General features: G+C 61.3%; 13 protein-coding genes. 4 read left to right on the top strand and 9 right to left on the bottom strand.

What is annotated here, in order from left to right:
* Positions 1-18: 18 nt before the first annotated feature.
* From VH599_06930 to VH599_06915, 4 genes are all read right to left on the bottom strand, one after another.
* A complete protein-coding gene (locus VH599_06930; protein ID HEY7348039.1) occupies positions 19-981 on the bottom strand; it encodes an AIM24 family protein in 963 nt (320 codons plus the stop codon).
* A 140-nt stretch (positions 982-1,121) separates the two neighbouring features.
* Entirely contained in the window at positions 1,122-1,547 is a 426-nt protein-coding gene (locus VH599_06925) for a hypothetical protein (GenBank protein ID HEY7348038.1), read from the bottom strand.
* Between the two features lie 228 nt (positions 1,548-1,775).
* A complete protein-coding gene (gene coaBC / locus VH599_06920) occupies positions 1,776-3,089 on the bottom strand; it encodes a bifunctional phosphopantothenoylcysteine decarboxylase/phosphopantothenate--cysteine ligase CoaBC (protein HEY7348037.1) in 1,314 nt (437 codons plus the stop codon).
* Positions 3,090-3,223: 134 nt separating this feature from the next.
* On the bottom strand, positions 3,224-3,826 hold the full coding sequence (locus VH599_06915; protein HEY7348036.1) for a phosphatase PAP2 family protein: 603 nt from the start codon (positions 3,824-3,826) through the stop codon (positions 3,224-3,226).
* Positions 3,827-3,969: 143 nt separating this feature from the next.
* Here VH599_06915 and VH599_06910 point away from each other — a divergent pair, with 143 nt between their 5' ends.
* Positions 3,970-4,959 (top strand): uroporphyrinogen decarboxylase family protein, encoded by a 990-nt coding sequence (locus VH599_06910; GenBank protein HEY7348035.1) that lies wholly within the window; start codon positions 3,970-3,972, stop codon positions 4,957-4,959.
* A gap of 66 nt (positions 4,960-5,025) precedes the next feature.
* Here VH599_06910 and galU read toward each other — a convergent pair whose 3' ends face one another.
* The 4 genes from galU to VH599_06890 all read right to left on the bottom strand — a co-directional run bounded on the left by galU (position 5,026) and on the right by VH599_06890 (position 12,144).
* Positions 5,026-5,898 (bottom strand): UTP--glucose-1-phosphate uridylyltransferase GalU, encoded by an 873-nt coding sequence (galU, locus tag VH599_06905; protein HEY7348034.1) that lies wholly within the window; start codon positions 5,896-5,898, stop codon positions 5,026-5,028.
* Positions 5,899-6,134: 236 nt separating this feature from the next.
* Positions 6,135-7,295: a serine/threonine-protein kinase gene (locus tag VH599_06900; protein HEY7348033.1), complete on the bottom strand. Its 1,161-nt coding sequence runs from the start codon at positions 7,293-7,295 to the stop codon at positions 6,135-6,137.
* 364 nt (positions 7,296-7,659) lie between these two features.
* Positions 7,660-9,924, bottom strand: a complete 2,265-nt coding sequence (locus VH599_06895; GenBank protein HEY7348032.1) for a protein kinase — start codon at positions 9,922-9,924, stop codon at positions 7,660-7,662.
* A gap of 429 nt (positions 9,925-10,353) precedes the next feature.
* The gene (locus VH599_06890) at positions 10,354-12,144 is read right to left on the bottom strand and encodes a protein kinase (protein HEY7348031.1); all 1,791 of its coding nucleotides are present in this window, start codon (positions 12,142-12,144) and stop codon (positions 10,354-10,356) included.
* 279 nt (positions 12,145-12,423) lie between these two features.
* Between VH599_06890 and VH599_06885 the strand changes: the two genes are divergently transcribed.
* Positions 12,424-14,316, top strand: coding sequence for a HAMP domain-containing sensor histidine kinase (locus VH599_06885; protein HEY7348030.1), 1,893 nt, complete (start codon positions 12,424-12,426; stop codon positions 14,314-14,316).
* Here the strand turns inward: VH599_06885 and VH599_06880 are convergent, their stop codons facing one another.
* Positions 14,317-14,490 carry a hypothetical protein gene (locus VH599_06880; GenBank protein ID HEY7348029.1) on the bottom strand — a complete coding sequence of 58 codons (174 nt, stop codon included), beginning with the start codon at positions 14,488-14,490 and terminating at the stop codon, positions 14,317-14,319.
* Positions 14,491-14,739: 249 nt separating this feature from the next.
* Here VH599_06880 and nifS point away from each other — a divergent pair, with 249 nt between their 5' ends.
* Together nifS and VH599_06870 are read left to right on the top strand one after the other, a co-directional pair.
* Positions 14,740-15,909 (top strand): cysteine desulfurase NifS, encoded by a 1,170-nt coding sequence (gene nifS, locus VH599_06875; GenBank protein ID HEY7348028.1) that lies wholly within the window; start codon positions 14,740-14,742, stop codon positions 15,907-15,909.
* A 103-nt stretch (positions 15,910-16,012) separates the two neighbouring features.
* Positions 16,013-16,588, top strand: coding sequence for a hypothetical protein (locus tag VH599_06870; GenBank protein HEY7348027.1), 576 nt, complete (start codon positions 16,013-16,015; stop codon positions 16,586-16,588).
* The last annotated feature ends 3 nt before the right edge of the window (positions 16,589-16,591 follow it).

Below are 16,591 nucleotides of genomic sequence, written 5' to 3'. Positions count from 1 at the left end.
CTACCAAAGGATGCCGGGCTAGAAGTTGAAATTGCCCTGGCCGCCCACTTGCGTCGCGCCCTCGGCGGTTGGCGGATGATAGGTCATTGATTGAATACCGATGCGCCCCGGCCCGGTAAAGCGGTTCAAGGTAATCGAAGCGCCTGCCACCAGATTGCCCAGCGCCCCAAAGAGGCCGCCGCGTGTCGAACTGGCAATCGAAGTCGTGGTCATCTGCACCGAGGCATCCTTCCACAGCCACGCGCCAGGCTCCACGTCCAGCGTCTCGCCTGGCGCAAGCTGCTTCTCAAAGTGATTGCCATAGGCATGCACCACCACGACGCCCTCGCCCTGCTGGCCGGTAAATTGATCCACGAACAGCCCCGTCCGGCTGAAAAGGACATTCGCCGCGCCGCGCACAAAGGTAAAGCCATAGCCGACATTGCTGGAAGCGCACAAAAATTGGTGTTCGCGCACGTCAATAATCTGCCCTGGCTGCAAACGCAGAGCGACCACCTGCCCCGGCGCCTCGCGCGAGAAAGCGATGTTGCCCGGACCCTGCGCAGTGCTGATAAAGATTTGCAATCCGGCAAAGAAGCGTTTGGCCGCGCCCTTCAGGCTCATGAAGCCAATGTTGACGCCCGGATGCTTCCACAGCAAGATATGATGCTCGAAATAGACCGTCTGCTGCTGACCCAGTTCGACGCTCACCGCTGGCACCACTTCGCCCTCGATTTTGATGCGCATATCCCCAATGACAATCGGGTCTTTGGGGTTATGCAATTCGGGCTGCGGCTCGCTGACGGCCAGACCGCCGCCATACGCCGCTTGATACTGGCCTGCGCCTACCGGCCCTGGAGGCGCTCCATAGCCTCCCCCCGGCGGCGGCGCTGCGTAGCCTCCCGACGGCTGCGCTCCTCCAGGCGACGGGTTAGGATTGCCACAGATTCCACAAAATCGCGCATTATCAGCCATCTGATTTCGACAATTCGGACAAATCACGACGCGCCTCCCTTATTCGCCTGAAAGCCAGGCCAGACCCCTAAACAGATAGCCGACCATTGGTGGTCGGCTGCACTCTTGTGCCTGTATTCATCATATCATACCGCTCGCCTGAGAGGAAGGGGGCTTCCGCTGCCAGCTTATAGCACAAAGCTATCGGCCAGCGGATTGCGCCCATTATTTGTCCCGCTTCCGTTGGGGGCTGGCTTCTCTGGCGCGAACAGAGGCGAACTGGTAGCTGGCGAGGGTGGCGGCGTCATACCGGAGAAGCTTCCAGAAACTGCTCCCAGGTTTAACTGGCTAATCTGGTTGTTGAGCTGGCTAATCTGGTTGGCTGCGGGAGACTGGCCCAGGGCTGCCAGGCCATTCTGAAAAGCCGGGTCTGATACGCCGCCGGCAAGCTGAATGGTCTTGCCTTCAATGACCACAGCGATACCAATGCCACGACGGAGTTCTGCTAGTTGACGCCGCAGCTCCCGATTCTCAGCCTCCAGCGCGTCCATCAGCTTCTTTTGCTGCAACAGCATCTCAGCAATGCTCTCAAAACCTGCGCTTGCGCGATCCATGTTCAACCCCTCCTGCATATCTGCTCTTTACCATGTCATAGTGTGTGAGGGAAATCATACCACCCCTCCACGCCACCTGTACCAGCACACCGACCTTGATCACTTCATTGCATCTTTCCATCGCTAACTGAGCATATTGTACGTCATCAATCGCTTCGGAGCAATGGCCCATAGTCCAGAAGTACTAGACCAGCCGACCATCTAACCCTTCTTCTGGCGGGAGCGCGCTTAGTCTAACAGCGCCTGCACGCGATCCCAGATGACTCCAGCCACCGCCGCTTTGGGCAAAACCGCCAGATCCTCCATCTGCCCGCTGCGGTGGAGCAGCCAGACCTTGTTGGTGGCTGTGCCAAAGCCGCTGTCTGTCCGGCTGACATCGTTCGCTACCAGCAGATCAAGTCCCTTGGATGCCAGTTTGGCGCGGGCATAGACTTCCAGGTTCGTCGTTTCCGCCGCGAAGCCTACGCGCACTAACCGCCTGATTGGGCGCTCAGCCTCCTGCCCCGCCAACTTGAGCGCCGCGTCCACATCCGCTAAAATATCAGGATTGCGTACGAGTGTCAGCGCGATCCCGCCGCCGCCCGGCTCCTTCTTCATCTTCTCCGCTGCCGGATGCTCCACCCGATAATCGGCCACTGCCGCCGCCATCACCAGCGCGTCGGCAGCCACTTCGCGGGCGCGCGCAGCCGCGCCCGACTCGCTGCGCTGGCCTGCATGTTCAGCGCCAGGTTCTTCCAGGCCGAGCGCGGCCAGCACCGCGCCGCGCATCTCCAGCGCCGTCCGCACGCGCGTCACCTCGACGCCATAGGGTGCGGCCAGGCTGACCGGCCCCGAAATCAAGGTGACATCGGCTCCGCGATCACGCGCCGCCTCCGCCAGCGCGTAGCCCATCAGGCCCGATGACCGATTGCCAATAAAGCGCACCGGATCAATTGGCTCCTGCGTGCCGCCAGCGGTCACGACCACCCGCCGATGCGCCAGTGGCCCGCTGCGGCCCAGCGCCTGGCGAATCGCCTGCGCCAGCGTTTCCGGCTCGGGCAGGCGTCCCGCGCCGACCTCACCCGACGCCAGCACGCCCACTTCCGGCTCGACGATGATCGCGCCGCGCTCGCGCAGCAGGGCTAGATTTGCCTGCGTCGCCGGATGCCGATACATCGCCTGCTCCATCGCGGGCGCAAGCAACAGCGGCGCTGTGGATACCAGGGCCACCGCCCCCAGCATCGTATCCGCCAGGCCATGCGCCAGCTTCGCAATCGTGTTTGCCGTTGCCGGAACGATCACCAGCAGATCGGCCTCGCGGCCCAGTTCGATATGCCGCGCCGCTGCCTGGCCCGTTGGCTCCCACAAATCAGCGTAGACAGGCCGATGGCTGAGCGAACTCAACGAAAGCGCGCTGACAAACTCGCTGGCCCGCTCGGTCATGACCACATCCACCAGCGCGCCCGCTTTCTGTAGCTGGCTTACCAGCGCCACCGCCTTGAACGCGGCAATCCCTCCGCACACCCCCACGACAATGTGTTTGCTGCGGAGTATCTCTGACATAGCATCCCACGCTTCCCGTAGTATGAGCAAACAGCGTACCAAGAAACAAAACGAGCAGCTTTCTCACTATGAAAGCCAGAACTCAGATGTGCACAGGGGACACAGCACAGGCAAGCGTACCGTTCCCTACTCGCTCAGGCTAATCCAATACCAAAGACCAGCACCGTAATGACGGCTGAAACAGCGGCTCCGGCCACCACCTGCGGCCAGGTATGCTTGCCCAGCGCCACCCGCGACCAGCCTATCAGCGCCACGCCAATCAGCAGCGGCAGCGCCTGCGCGCCATAGAGCAGCGCCATCACCGTCGCCGCCCCAGCCGCGCCGCCCGCGTGAATGCTGATCTTCCAGCGCAGCGTAATCAGCAGGGCGATGGCTCCGCCAGCCAGAGTCGAGACAAGCAGGATCAGCAGCAGGCGCGGCGCGCCGAGTATCCACAAGACTGTCAGCCCCACGATGGTGATCCCCAGGGCGATCACCATCGGCCAGGGGCGCTCGTGGCGCAGGTCCAGATCGAGGTTGCGCACCCGCCCCGCGCAGACGGCGAGCGAGAGTATGACCAGCGGCCCTACGGTGACAAAAGTCGCCGTCAGCGCGGCCCAGCCCAGCGCGGGCCAGACGCGATGCGTCGCGTGCCAGGAGACAATCAGCAAGAGCAATGCCGCCAGCAAGAAGGGGCTACCGGCCAGGGATACCCATTTGGCGACACGCAGCGCCGTCGCCTGCCTCTTTGTAGCCATGCAACCACCTTTGCAGCAAAACTTCTGCTCCGCGCTCCTTCTTCCTATTCACAGCGGAAACCTCGCCTATGATGATATGCTTTACAAGGGGCTGGTTTCAAGGGGGATGTAGCGAAGAACCAAAGCGAGAGAAGGAAAACACAATGAACAAAATCGAGCGTGTGAACGCCGCTGTGCGAGGCCAGCCGGTTGATCGCGTCCCGGTCAGCATGTGGGGCCACGACTACCTGCGGGAATGGTCCCCCGAAGGGGTCGCCGCAGCCATGCTGGAAAACTACCAGAGCTACGATTGGGACTACATGAAGTTCAACCCGCGCGCCTCCTATCATGTGGAAGACTGGGGCGCGAAGCTCAAGCCATCCGGCGACGCCAATCGGGGGCCGATATTTACCGACATCCCTGTACGAGAGCAGGGCGACTGGCGACGGCTGCGCCCGCTGGAGCCGACCAGGGGCGCGCTGGGCGAGCAGCTTCAAGCACTGCGCATCATCGGCGACAACCTGAAGGGGCAGGCGTATTTCATCCACACTATCTTTAGCCCACTCTCCATCGCCAAATACCTGGTCGGCAACACGTTTGAGCCAGTGCAAACCTCAATTGAGGACAACCCTGGCGCGCTCCGTCAGGCGCTGGAGGTCATCACCGAAACCTTCATCGCCTACGCCCAGGCCACGCTCGAAGCCGGAACCAGCGGCATCTTCTACGCCACCACCGGCTGGGCCAGCACGGATAAGCTCACCGAGGACCAGTACCGCGCCTTCGGCGTCGAATATGACCTGCGCGTGATCGACGCCTTCAAGCACGCGCCGTTCAACGTCTTGCACAACTGCGGCCAGCGTATCATGTTCGATCTGCTGGCCGACTACCCCATCCATGCCATCAGTTGGGCAGCCACCTTGCCAGGCAACCCCAACCTGGCTGAAGGCAAAACACGCGCCAGCAAGGCCGTGATGGGCGGCATCAGCGAAAAAACGACCCTCCTGAACGGCTCCCCACAGCAGGTGGCCGACGAGGCGAACGCAGCCCTGGAACTCACAGGCGGCCTGCGCTTATTGCTGGCTCCCGGCTGCTCGATCCCGCCTGCCACGCCGAAAGCCAATCTGGAAGCGGTGACGCAGGTCGTCCGGGGTTAATCTCTTCATAGTGGAGGGTATCTCAGGCCAGCTTCGTTGGCCTGAGATACCCTCCTCCATAAGAATCTAATCCAGCTTCAGATCGCGCAGGAACGCTTTCATCCCTGGCGCCAGGTCTGGTCGTTTAAGCGCGTAGGCAATCGAGGTCGTCAGCCAGCCCAGCTTATCGCCCATATCGTAACGTGTCCCTGAAAACTCATAGGCGAAGACCGGCTGAATGCCCAGCAGAGCGTCAATCGCATCAGTGACCTGCACCTCTCCGCCGCGCCCCGGCTCTGTTCGCTCCAGCAGATCAAAGATTTCCGGCGTCAGCACATAGCGCCCCACAATCGCCAGGTCGGAGGGCGCGCGCTCCACAGGCGGCTTTTCCACTGTATTAGTCACGCGCCAGGCGCGCTCAGCAATCTGCTCCCCGGCAATCACGCCATAGCGCGAGACGTGTTCACGCGGCACGTGCATCACCGCCAGCACCGACCCCTCGTGCCGCTCATACACATCCATCAATTGGCGCAAGCAAGGTGTCTGGCCGTTGGTATCAATGAGATCATCGGGGAGCATCACACCAAACGGCTCATGGCCCACCAGATCTTTGGCCTGCAAGATCGCGTGTCCCAGGCCGCGTGGCGTTGGCTGGCGGGTAAACGTCACCTGGGCCATATCCTCAATCTGCCTGAGCATCTCAAGCGTTTTATAGTCGCCTTTTTGCTCCAGCATGCGCTCCAGTTCGGGCGACGAATCAAAATGGTCTTCGATGATACGCTTGGTGCGGCTGGTAATCACGATGACATGCTCGATACCAGAAGCCACCGCCTCCTCGATGATATATTGGATGGAGGGCTTATCCGCCAGCGGAAGCATCTCCTTGGGGGTTGCTTTGGTCGCTGGCAAGAGCCGCGTCCCCAGGCCAGCCGCTGGGATTACTGCTTTGCGTATTTTCATAACGATCTCTTTCTTCCATAAGAGCTATCTGGCGCTGATGGCGCCCTATCACATTAACAGCCGTGAACTGCCGATTCTCCCAGCACAACTACAAAGAGTGGGCCATCATTCTCTCTCAGGTTTTTATAGAACTACTCTTTACAGAGCCGCATTTGTGCAGAAAGTATGCTGCTAAACGCGCCCACTATACAGACGAGATCGGCAAGTGTCAAGGCGCAGGTGGCATCTGGCGGCGCTTAATGATTAATAATGAGGGCTGTAATGATGACGGCGCCTAAAAAGAGGATCACCAGAATCGTCAAGATCACCGCCAGGTAGGATGAACGCGGCGGAGGTTGCTCTGTAATCACGGGTTTCCAGATCGGGCGGCTTGTTGTATTCGCCGGGGCAGCAGACATAGCCGCTTCCAGGGGACGCTGGCGCGAAGGGCGCTCGTCTGGAACCGTGCCCTTGGGGTTGCCCGGAATCTGTTGGGGGGCAACAGCGATTCCAGCAGACGGCAACCTCCTGGTAACTCGCGCTCCAGGGCCAGACGATGGCTGACCGATAAAGATCACGCCCAGCGTCAGCAGCTTGCGCAGATCGGCGGCAAAAGCGCCAGCGGTTGCGTAACGCTCGCCGGGTTGACTGGTGAGCGCGTGCATCACCACCGTCTGCACCGCCGGAGAAAGCGCCGGATTGATCTGAAGCAGCGGCGGCGGCGGGCCATCCAGCATCTGCACCAGCACGCGCGTCGTTGATTCGCCGGTATAGGGTGGGCGTCCGCTGAGCAGTTCATACAACACCGCGCCCAGGCTGTAAACGTCGGCGCGACCATCAACCTGATCGCCCAGCGCCTGCTCTGGCGAAATATAATGCGGCGTGCCAATCGCCAGATCGTTGGCGCTCACCTCCGGGCGATCCCCTACCAGGCGGGCAATGCCAAAATCGGCCAGCATCACCCGGCCATCGGGGTGCAGCAGCAAGTTGCCCGGCTTCACATCACGATGAATGATGCCGCGCTCGTGGGCGTGCTGCAAGGCGTCGGCGACCTGAATCGCCAGCCCCAGCGCCTGCTGCGGTGGTACGCTGCCCCCCAGCCGCAGGCGCAGATCGCGCAGCGAGCCGCCCTCCACCACAGGCGTCACCAGATAGAGCATCTGGCCCGCCTGGCCGACATCCCACAACGGCAAAATATTGGGGTGATCGAGATGGGCCAGCAGGCGCGCTTCGCGCTGAAAACGCGCCGCGAAGTGCAATCCGTTGCCCTTGCTGGCATCAATCACCTTGATGGCAACCGCGCGCGCCAATCGCAAGTCCTGGGCGCGATAGACGGCGCCCATGCCCCCGGTTCCCAGCAGCCCCTGAATAAAATAAGGGCCAACTCGCTGCCCAATCAGATCACTTGCGCCAGCCATGCTGCCACCTGCTTTATTCAAGATGTTGCTGCCCTGCAATAGGCTACGCCGCCAGCTTCTTCAGCAAAGAGACTGGTTAGTAGGGTGCAGAGCAGAATGGTTCCACCTTGAGCATACGCCAAACAACAAGATGTATGCCAGTGCAGCGCCTCACGGGTATGATGCCAAATCCGCTTGAACCCTGGCGGTTCTTTATAGCGCCACCTGCCAGACAACTCAACGCTGGTCCGCCTGGCAGGTGGCGCTACAGGTGGTATGTATTCCAACCAGCGAGCAATGACGCAGGAGGCAAGCTTCCTCATACAAACGGATTACGAGTCAAAGCCCGTTCACTCTCATGAAAGACGAAAATCGGGCTTGCTGGTCACTTCCCGCTGGTAATGCGCCCGATCTTACTACTCGTGGCATCTACAAACCAGAGATTGTTATCTGGCCCCACGGTAATCCCCCAGGGAGCGTCATTAGCGGTTGGCAAACGATACTCCTTGAAGACCCCTTGCGTGCTGATGCGCCCTATCCGGTTGCCAATCTGCTCCGTAAACCAGAGGTTGTTATCCGGCCCCAGCGTAATATCAACAGGGTGACTGTTAGCGGTTGGCAAACGATACTCCTTGAAGACCCCTTGCGTGCTGATGCGCCCAACCCGATTGCCATCATCCTCGACAAACCAGAGGTTGTTATCCGGCCCAGCCGTAATCCCCCAGGGCTTGCTGTTAGCGGTCGGCACAGGGTACTCGGTGATGTCACCTTGCGGAGTGATGCGCCCTATCTGACTGCTATGATACCCCGTAAACCAGAGAGCGCCATCTGGCCCGGTAATAATCTCAAGCGGGTCGCCGTTAGCGGTTGGCACAGGGTACTCGGTGATGTCACCTTGCGGGGTAATGCGACCGATCCGGTTGCCATCCCGCTCCGTGAACCAGAGGTTGTTATCCGGCCCCAGCGTAATCCCCCAGGGCTGGCTGTTAGCGGTTGGCACAGGGTACTCGGTGATGCCGCCTTGCGGAGTAATGCGCCCGATCTGATTGCCAGCATACTCTGTAAACCAGAGGTTGTTATCTGGCCCAACCGTAATTCCCTGCGGAGAACTCTCAGCGGTGGGCACACCATATTCCCTGAGGCTGCCTTGCGGAGTAATGCGCCCAATCTGGTTGCCATTCCGCTCCGTGAACCAGAGGTTGTTATCCGGCCCCAGCGTAATGTCGACAGGGGTACTTCTAGCGGCTAGTGTCTTAACTTCGGTGATGGTTCCGGCGGGCTTTGTGGGCGTTGGCGATGGCGCAGCGGTAGGCGTTGTGCCCGGCGACCTCTGCACAATCGGAGTGGGCGTTGCCTTGCCATTGAAGAAGCCCGCCAGCGCCAGCGTAGCGCCACCGCCAGCCACCAGCGCCACCGCCAGCGCCAGCAGCAGCACCGACAGGAGCCAGCGGCGCCGTGGCGCTGGTGAAGGAGGAGGACTGATCGGCGGCTGATAAGGCAGCGCCGATACTCCTGTCGCATAGGTTGGCGGCAATGGCGGCGCAGCGGCAGGGCCGCTCCCTGGCGTCGCCCAACCAGCCGGGCCGCTGCCTGGCGCAGCCCAGCCCGCCTGCGGCGTCGGCGACATAGGCGACATCACAGATGGGCCGCCGCCAGGCCCACCCCACATGGGCGGCGGTCCAGAACCCGGCCCCGCAGGCGAGTAGATCGCCGGGCCGCTTCCCGGCGCTGGCGGCATACCAGTGGACGATAGGGTTGGCAGATCACCGATGGTTCCCGCGGCGGATGTTTGCCCATATCTCGTCCCAGCCGTAGATGCAGCGGTAGCGGCGCGCAGGGCTGCCAGAAACTCCGCTGCTGTTTGATAGCGTTCTTCGGGCTTCTTCGCCAGCGTCTTCAGCACCACCGCTTCCACCGCTGGCGGAATATCCTGGTTGAGACTGCGCGGAGGTGGAGGCGGCTGCTGCGCCTGCATCATCATCAGCGAGACCGGCGTCGCGCCGGAAAAGGGCAGCTTCCCCGTGAGCATCTGAAAGAGTACCACACCCAGCGCGTAGACATCGGCCCGATGATCGGCCCCCTGGCCCAGAATCATCTCCGGCGCGGCATACTCCGGGCTGCCGACAAATGCCCCCATGCGTGTCAGCGTCGCAGAGCTATCGTCCTTCTGCACCAGCCGCACAATCCCGAAATCGGAGAGCAGCACCCGGCCCTCGCCGCTCATCAAAATATTGGCCGGCTTCACATCACGATGCACCAGGCCGCGCTCGTGGGCATACTGAAGAGCACTCGCCACCTGCTCAATAATAGAGGCCGCCTCAGCAAGTGGCAGAATGTGGCGGTGGGCAAGATAATCGCGCAGCGTGCCGCCAGAGATCAGCGGCATCACCAGATAGGTCAGATCGCCCTGCTCGCCAAAATCATAGACCTGGACCACATTCGGATGATTCAATTTCGCCACCGCGCGCGCCTCGCGGCGAAAGCGATCCAGATACCCCGACTCTTGGGCCAGCGCAGCCGTCAGCACTTTAACTGCTACTTCGCGCTCCAAGCGCGGGTCGCGGGCACGATAGACCTGGCCCATGCCGCCAGCGCCGAGCAAACCTTGAATCTCATAGGGGCCAATGTTAGTCCCCTCCAAACCAGCCACGAGAAGCCTCCTAACCTCACCCGCAGAGCAGGCGAACGGGCGATGGCATGCGCATGGAGCAAGTCTCCCACGAAACTACACCATAGCTGCTGGCTTCCATTATACCAGATAAGCCCCCCGTTGGCGCTATGAAATTGGCAACACAACGGCTGTTAAACGAACACGCTGGGCTGCGCCAGCAGTATCCGCCAGACACAAACGCTGCGGCTCAAGCGTTTCAAGCCGCAGCATAAGAGGTTCTTGCACAGGTGAGATGCCCTTGGCCTGACTCAAGCACATGCCAGCGCCGGGAACAAGACGACATCAGCAGAAGAGTTCACCAATCAGGCTCTGCTCGTCCTCATCGAGGGGGCAGCCAGACTCACTCCTGACCTCGCGCTGGAAGGGCGAGCGTCACCGGAATGACGAACGCTGCGGAGGCAGCGCCTGTTATGGTTGGGTACAAAGAGCCGGAGAGCCAGGCACAGGCGCGAGGTTGGCTGTGAACTGGCAGCGATGGCCGCGCTGATCGATGATCTGCCCCAACTTCGCAAAGTACTCCTGAAACGCCTGTGGCGTGGCCGTGCGCGGGGTAGCAAAGGTCACGACCACATTGCGGTCCTGCACGATCAGGCGATACGACGCCCGATCCTCTTTTATCCGCGCCAGCCCGGCCAATGCCTGTTCCCCGACCGACAGCGAGACCGACTGGGAGAGCATACCAGCCTCGTGCTGATAATACTGCCGGGCCTGGGCGGGGGTATAAAAGCGATCAACCAGTGCCACAAAGCGCGTCGTGCCCACCTGATCGCTTATCATGGTCCCGGTGCCAAAGGCGCGGCCAAATTGATCGGCGTCGCCGCTCTGGTAGAGTGTTCCCTTCGAGCCTTCCAACGCCTGATACTCATCATTGGAGACGCTCATCTGGTCGCCCAATTGATCGCCCTGGAACAGGTCGGCTTGTATCAGTTGAAAGAACTGCGCCATATAATACACGGCAGCCGGGTTGGGAGCTTCCGTTGCCGTCGCCGTTGGGCTGGTGGCGGGCGCAGTGGTTGGCTGCTGCCTGGCAAGTGTCGGTGGAGAAGACGCCCTATTAACGGACGCCCTATTATGAAGGGCGCGCAGCCCCCCAACCGTGGCAAATGCGCCACCAACCACCAGCAGCGCCAGCGCCAGCGTAAAGAGAACCACCCAGCCCTTGCTCCTGCTCCCGCTCCCAGACCCACTTGCTTGATAGCCAGAAGCGGCTACGCCCGCAGGCCGAAACGCGCCCCGCGCCGCGCCATTCCTGGGCAGCCAGGGTATGGTCATGGATTCGCCGTTTACCGTATCTCCCCAGGCGCTCCAGGGCGCTCTGCGCACCTGCGCAGCCGCGCGCCTGCCCGGCGGTGCGCCAGCGAGATGCGCTCCTGGTATCGCTTCGGCCAGCGCCGCGCCAAAGGCGGCTGCGCTCTGAAAGCGCCGATCTGGCTCTTTCGCCAGCGCCTTCAGAATGACCGCCTCAACCGCAGGCGGAATGTCGGGGTTCAGGCTGCGCGGCGCGGGTGGCGGCTCATGGATCTGCTTGAGCGCCGTCGAAAAATGATCGGTAGCCGTAAAGGGTACGCGCCCGGTGAGCGCCTGAAACAAGACGATTCCCAGGGCATAGACATCGGCGCGGTGATCGACCTGCTCGCCGCGCGCCTGCTCTGGCGACATATATTCCGCAGTGCCAATGCCCATGCCCACTTGTGTCAGGCCCTTTTCGCGCTGATCGGCCAGCGCAAAAGCAATGCCAAAATCAGCCAGCACCGCGCGTCCGCCCGGCGCCAGCAGAATATTGGCGGGTTTCACGTCTCGATGCACCAGCGCGTGTTGATGCGCCTCGTGCAGCGCCTGGGCCACCTGATACAGAATCGCCGCCGCCTCACGCAGCGAGCAAGCGCCACGCTCAACAATACGGTCGCGCAACGTGCCGCCCTCGATCAACGGCATCACCACATACATCACGCCGCCCTCTTCGCCAAAATCATAGATCGGCATAATATTGGGGTGATCTAGCCTGGCGACCACACGAGCCTCACGGCGAAATCGTTCTAAAAAGCCAGGCTGCTTTGCCAGATCAAACGGCAGCACTTTCATCGCCACCTCTCGATCCAGGCGGGGGTCGTGGGCGCGATAGATTTCGGCCATGCCGCCGACACCCAGCAGCGAGAGCAGCCGATAGGGGCCAAGAGTTGAGAGCGTCAGATTGCTCATCTTGCCTCTTTTCTCTTTCTGCTTACTTGTGTACCTCGCACACGTCTTCAGAAGTATAAAAGGCAGAGCTGATCTTACACAAGAAAATTAGTACCATCAGGCCAGGATGGTGGTTGGTCTGGAATCTGCAACGCCACTGGCATGACTGAGGCGGAAAACAGCGCACAGCGCAGACTGTGCGAAGGGCGCGCTTGCCCAGCTTCCATCTTGAGAGCAGCTTCGAGAACAGCTCCCCAGCAGGATATACGGGCAGTGACCCATTGAGCAAGAGAGACCGCCATGCCGTATGATGCTCAGTTGCCCTCGCCACATCCGGGTCAGAGCCAGCTACGCGGACAGGATCGACTGCTGCGCTATGTTTTCCTGGTGGCCGGTCTGTTAGTCGCTTACCAACTGGGGGTGATCCTGCTCGCCCCCAGTTGGGCAGATACAGTTACAGGCTGGTTCCGCGCGTCCCTCGCCTGGCCGGAAGTCTTTCTGCTGCTGCTGCTCAGTCTGTGGCTCACGCGCGCCCACCGTCCAGAGGCGCTGACCTGGTGGCTGTTGAGTATAGCGATGCTGGGCTACGCGATTGGGAAGACCCTGCTGGTAGTGTTCACCAACCTCGTCTTTCAGAACCCGCCGCCTTTTCCCTGGTGGTCCGATTTCTTCTATCTCCTCACATTCCCCTGTTTTTTTCTGGCCCCCTTCTTCTGGCCCGGCGTGCGCGTGTATCGCCACTCAAGGCTGAACCGCGCGAAATTGGCCTTAGATACTCTCCTCGTAATCGGCGCGGCAGCGGCGCTCTCCTGGGATTTACTCCTGGCCCCAATCTTCATGAGGAGCGCAACCCCCTGGCTGGGGAAGGCCGTCAATCTCGCCTATCCCGTTGGAGACCTCGCTGGCATCTTTGTGCTGAGCGTGCTGCTCTTGCGCTCAGGACGCCGCTACGGGCGCGGCGCCATCCTGAGCCTGCTGATCCTGGTTGCCCTCTGCTTGATCATCGCCGATTCCTGGGCAGCCTGGCTGCATCTGTATGTCAGAAACGATCCGGGCCGTCTTCCCGATCTGTTGTTTTTGATCGCCTCGCTCCTGCTTCCCCTGGCTGCGCTGATGCAATTTCGCTTTGCCCGGCGCGAGCCGGTCACAACAACAGCGCAGAGAGAGACCCACGCCGCTGTGGGCTTCAAGCGGAAAGATGTGCTGGAAAGCATCCGTTTTCTTTTGCCCTTCGCGGCAGTGCTGCTGGCGAGTCTGGGGCTGGAAGCCCACCTCCTGTTCGCGCCACAACCATTCGTAAGGGCGCTGACGATCTATCTGGTTATGCTGGCGCTGCTGCTGCTGGCGCTGGCTCGCCAGGGCGTCGTCTTCCTGGACCATGCACGGCTGCTGCGTGAACGCGAAGCGACGCGCGCCAACGAACTGGCGCTGCACGAAGCCAACCGACAAATGGAGACCTTTTTGGGCATGGCAAGCCACGAACTGAGAACCCCCCTGACCTCCATCACCCTGCATATCCAACTGGCGCGGCGGCGCATCCAACATCTCAAGCTCCATGAGGCAGGCAGCTTCTCTAAAGAGGAGCGGGCATTTCACCTGCTGGATACCCACCTGTTGAAGACCGAGGCGCTGCTCCGGCAGCAAAAGCGATTAATCAACGAACTTCTGGATGTCTCCCGCATTCGGGCTGGACGGCTGGAACTCCACCTGGAGCCAACCGATCTGGCAACTATTGCGCGGGCAGTGGTCGAGGAGCAGCGCGAAGCCTGGCCGGAGCGCAGCATTCAGCTTCACCTGCCAGCAGGAGAGTCCACGCTGATCTCCGCCGACCCTGACCGGATTGAGCAGGTCGTCACCAATTACCTGACCAATGCGCTGCGTTACTCCCAGGAAGATCGCCCGGTGGAACTGGGCGTGCAGGGAGAGTCGCAGCACGCGCGCGTCTGGGTACGCGACCAGGGGCCAGGGCTGCCGCAAGAGGAACAAGAGCGCATATGGGAACGGTTTCATCGCGCGCCGGGGATTGAGGTCCAGAGCGGCTCAGGCGCCGGGCTGGGGATTGGCCTCTATCTCAGCAAGACCATCATCGAACATCATGGTGGGCAGGTCGGGGTCCAGAGCGTCCTGGCGCAAGGGGCAACGTTCTGGTTTACCCTCCCGCTGGCGCCTCCAGCGGAGGGGCAGAGGCGCTGATCAGAAAAATTTCATCCAGATCAGGAAGGCTGCCAGGAGCGCCACCGCCCACCAGAACAGCGGCAGAAAAATCAGCAGAGCGGCGAGCGCCAGGAGGTCAGAGGAACCATTCCCGGTAAACCACAACGCGGCCCAGAGGAAGAGGCCGATGAACAGACTCCAAACTTTCCACATGAATATGGCCCTTTCTATCAGATAGCCTGGCGCCAGGAGGCTGGGTGAATGTTATCAGGGGGACGCTGGAAGTGTCTCCCTGGGGATGGATGTAGCATGACAGAGGGCAAAACTCTGTGGGGGCCACTACACAGGGACAAGCTGATGAGAGCGGCATCTTGCTCTCGCCGCCGCGCTTTGACACCCCCCATGTCGCATGCTATACTTTTTGTAGTATAGATACGCTTGAAAGAGAAAGAAGCGCCCGTAATGGCCTCAGACCGCATAACCTATCTTGACCATGCCGCCACGACCCCCACCGATCCGCGTGTGGTCGAGGCCATGCTGCCCTATTTCTCGCAGGCGTATGGCAACGCCAGCAGCATTTACGCGCTGGGTCGCGCGGCGCAGAAAGCCCTCGACGAAGCGCGCGAGCAGATCGCCGCGATCCTCGATTGCCGACCCACCGAACTGATCTTCACCGGCTGCGGCTCCGAGAGCGATAACCTGGCCGTCAAGGGCGCTGCCCAGGCGAACCAGAAAAAGGGCAACCATATCATCACCTCGGCCATCGAGCATCACGCCATCCTGCATACCTGCCAGTATCTCGAAAAGTTCGGCTACGAGGTCACGTATCTCCCAGTCGATCGCTACGGGCGGGTCGCTCCTGCCGCTGTCGAACGAGCCATCACCGATAAGACCATCCTCGTGTCGATCATGTACGCCAACAACGAGGTTGGCACGATCCAGCCGATCAGCGAGATCGGCCAGATATGCCGGGCGCGGCGCATCCCCTTCCATACCGACGCTGTGCAGGCGGGCGGCGCGCTCGATCTCAACGTCAACCGGCTGAGCGTGGATATGCTCTCGCTTTCGGCCCACAAGTTCTATGGCCCCAAGGGCGTAGGCATCCTTTACATCCGCCAGGGGACGCGCATCCTGCCGCAGTTGCAGGGCGGCTCGCAGGAGCGCAACCGCCGCGCTGGCACCGAAAACGTGCCGGGCATCGTCGGCGCTGGCGAAGCCCTGCGTCTGGCCTACGCCGAACTGGAAACGACCAACACACGCCTGCGCGCCCAGCGCGATCAATTGATCGCGCGGCTGCTGACGATCCCCGGCACGCATCTCACCGGCCATCCAACCGAGCGGCTGCCCAACAACGCCAGCTTTTGCTTCGAGCGCATCGAGGGCGAATCGGTCTTGCTGAGCCTGGATATGCTGGGCATTGCCGCCTCCAGCGGCTCGGCCTGCACCTCCGCCTCGCTCGACCCGTCGCACGTCTTGCTGGCAATGGGCATTCCGACGGAACTCGCTCACGGCAGCCTGCGGCTCACACTGGGCAAAGAAAACACCCAGGATGATGTAGACGCCATCGCTCAGGCGCTCCCCGGCATCATCGAAAAACTGCGCGCGCTCTCGCCGCTCTCAGTGGCAGGCTGATTCTGCTGTTCCCGAACCTCTTGCCCGTGAAACCTTCTTGGCCCGCCAGTTGCAAGTGTCCTCCCTGACGACACCAGCCAGCATTCAGGCAGGGAGCATCCCCATGAACGGCCCTGAACGGCATCTCTCAGAGCGGATGTCCAGAGAGCGCCTTGACATGATCGCCGCTTTTCCAGATGAGACGCAGGCCCGTCAGGCGCTCGCCGACCTGCGCGCCGCTGGTTTTGGCCCTGACCAGGCGATCTTGCTGCGCCCGGAAGAACCATCCCCATCGGCTCACCTGATCTCGCCCGATGGGCAGATCAGGCTCCCAACCGCTGACCTGCTCTCCGATCAGGTCGTTGCTATCTGGATCATCGTCTCCACCGAGTTTGCGGTGGGCGCGCTGGCGGGCGTAGTGGTCGGCTGGCTGGTAGCCCTCTTTCTGAACGCGCCCAATATCGGGCCGCTCTGGTTCTGGATGCTCATCCTGGGCGCCGCAGGCGCCGCCGGGGGCATTGTCGTGGGGTCGCTGGAATGGCGCGCGTGGAAACGCCGACTCGACACCCTGCGCCAGCAGGCAGCGATAGGCATGCGCTTCAGCAGACGCAGCTCTGACGCCGACATTGCGCGGGCGCGCGCCATTCTGGCGCAGCATGGCGGCGCAGGCATCGAAGGCGCAGGCGGCGCCAGCAAATAGGTC

It is taken from the genome of Ktedonobacterales bacterium, assembly GCA_036557285.1.
GTDB lineage: Bacteria > Chloroflexota > Ktedonobacteria > Ktedonobacterales > DATBGS01 > DATBHW01.
Note: the sequence above shows the minus strand (reverse complement) of the source record. Positions and strands in the feature narration are given on the sequence as shown.